This is a genomic window from Mucilaginibacter sp. (genome assembly GCF_028288105.1).
Classification (GTDB): Bacteria; Bacteroidota; Bacteroidia; order Sphingobacteriales; family Sphingobacteriaceae; genus Mucilaginibacter.
In genome coordinates this window covers 1-2,622 of the sequence record NZ_JAQBOI010000263.1, presented here as the reverse complement: position 1 = coordinate 2,622, position 2,622 = coordinate 1, and the positions used below count along the sequence as shown (strand labels likewise).

At 44.6% G+C, this 2,622-nt stretch carries 1 protein-coding gene; it reads left to right on the top strand.

Going from position 1 to position 2,622, the window contains the following annotated elements:
- Positions 1-213: 213 nt before the first annotated feature.
- Positions 214-2,364, top strand: coding sequence for a glycoside hydrolase family 3 protein (locus JWQ85_RS17825; RefSeq protein ID WP_299470359.1), 2,151 nt, complete (start codon positions 214-216; stop codon positions 2,362-2,364).
- Positions 2,365-2,622: the final 258 nt, after the last annotated feature.

Below are 2,622 nucleotides of genomic sequence, written 5' to 3'. Positions count from 1 at the left end.
GGGCCATAAGGCTTTGGTGCAGGCTGGCCAAGGGCAACAAAGGTTGCTAATGGCAAAAATATCAGCAGCAATAAGTATTTCATATAATTCAGGGTTGATGGTATCAATTGCTAAAGTAAACGTTTTTAAAATAGCTTGATTTTTTAAGTAGAAATAATTTCAGGTACGGCTAATTTCTTTTTATGTTTAATCCCATCATTTACCAATATAATTATGAGAGTTTCCCGCTACCTATTTCTGTTGTTATTTGTGCCGATAATTGCATCCGCGCAGCAAAACATAATTTATAAAGACAGTAAACAGCCTATAAACTTACGGGTAAAAGACCTGGTATCCCGTTTAACCTTAGAAGAAAAGGTATCCCTGCTTGGCTACAACAGCAAAGCAGTGCCCCGTTTAGATATCCCTGCGTATAATTGGTGGAACGAAGCCCTGCATGGCGTTGCCCGTGCCGGCGAAGCAACCATTTTCCCGCAGGCTATTGGTATGGCGGCAACGTTTAATGATGACCTGCTCAAACAGGTATCTACCGTAATATCTACCGAAGCACGTGCAAAATACAACCTGGCTATAGCGCAAGACAGGCACCTGCAATATATGGGGCTTACCTTCTGGACTCCCAACATCAACATCTTCCGTGACCCGCGCTGGGGCCGCGGACAAGAAACTTACGGCGAAGACCCTTTCTTAACCTCGCGTATGGGGGGCGCTTTTGTAAAAGGTTTGCAGGGCGATGACCCGCATTATTTAAAGGCCAGTGCAACCGCCAAACATTACGCCGTACATAGCGGCCCGGAAGCTGGCCGCCACGAATTTAATGCCGTAATAGACGAGAAAGACCTGCGCGAAACTTACCTGTACGCCTTTAAGCATTTGGTTGATGGCGGTGTGGAAAGTGTAATGTGTGCCTACAATCGGGTAAACGGCGAGCCCTGCTGCACAAGCAATACGCTGCTCAGCAATATCCTGATCAAAGAATGGGGCTTTAAGGGCCATGTAGTTACCGATTGTGGCGCACTTGATGATATTTATCTGCGCCATAAAGTAATGCCTGATGCTGTGCATGTGGCTGCAGCGGCTATCAAGGCAGGCGTTGATCTGGATTGTTCTACCCTGCTGCAAGGTGAAGTAATGAAGGCGGTGAAAATGGGCTTGTTGAAAGTTGGCGATATCGACAAAGCCCTATCAGCCATATTACGTACCGAATTTAAATTGGGTTTTTATGACGATCGTAATTTAAACCCCTACCATAGCTACGGTGCCGATAGTGTGCACAACGCCCCGCATATTGATCTTGCGCGTAAGGTGGCACAACAAAGTATGGTAATGCTAAAAAACGAAGGCAATGTGCTGCCGCTTAGCAAAAGCAAATACAGCAGTATAATGATTGTAGGCCCCAACGCAACTTCGTACGATGCCATGATTGGTAACTATCACGGCACCAGCAAGATCATCAATTTTGTGGAGGGCATAACCGCCGCAGTTGGCCCGGCAACCCGAGTAGAATATGATTTAGGTGCCGATAATAGAGACACCACACATTTTGGTGGTATTTGGGCTGCCGGGAATGCAGATGTTACCGTTGCTGTACTTGGCCTATCCCCTGTTAATGAAGGTGAAGAAGGAGACGCGTTTTTGGCGCCGGGTGGTGGCGACAGGTTGGATATCAGTTTACCCGCAAGCCATATCGCTTACTTAAAAAAACTACGTAAGGAGGTTAAGAAACCTATAATAGCGGTAATAACCGCCGGCAGCGATGTAGATATAGAAGCCATTGCCCCTTACGCTGATGCCGTTATTTTAGCCTGGTACCCCGGCGAGCAGGGCGGCAATGCGCTGGCCGATATTTTGTTTGGCGATGTATCACCATCCGGGCATTTGCCGGTTACTTTTTACAAATCGTTAAGCAACCTACCCGATTATAAAGATTATAACATGAAAGGCCGCACCTACCGTTATTACAATGGCCCGGTGCAATACCCTTTTGGATTTGGAATGAGCTATACCCAGTTCAGTTATCAACCAAACAATATATTCAAAAACAGCTACAAAACTGCCGATACGATAACCGTTAATGTAAATATCAAAAATACGGGCAATTTTAATGGCGACGAAGTTGTGCAAGCCTACATCCAATATCCGCAGATAAACCGCATGCCTTTAAAAGAGTTAAAAGCTTTTAAACGGGTTAGCGTTAATAAAGGCGGCGAGAAGATTGTTACCCTTAAAATTCCCGTTAAAGAATTACAAAAATGGGATCTAAAGACAAACAAATGGAAGGTTTATCCGGGCGATTATAAACTAATCCTGGGTAGTAACTCGCAGGATGAAAAGGTAACAATGCCTTTTACAATCAACAAATAACACTATGTCATTTCGAACGAGGAACGAGGAGAAATCTTGTTCAAATGATAGGTGGCGAACTTTCATTTCGAACAAGATTTCTCACTATCGTTCGAAATGACAACGTACTTTAAATAATATGTATACTAAAGAGCAGGCATCGCAATTAAAACAAGCATTTTGGACCGCGTTTGGGCAATACATGGGGCCGGTGCTCTCGGCCGAGGGTTTGCGTACCAACTGGATAAATTATAAAACCGGCGTAAAGCATATCTTTTT

What these genes read in the sequence shown, in the direction of transcription:
- JWQ85_RS17825 (WP_299470359.1), top strand. Translation starts at nt 214, where the DNA reads ATGAGAGTTTCCCGCTACCTATTTCTGTTGTTATTTGTGCCGATAATT.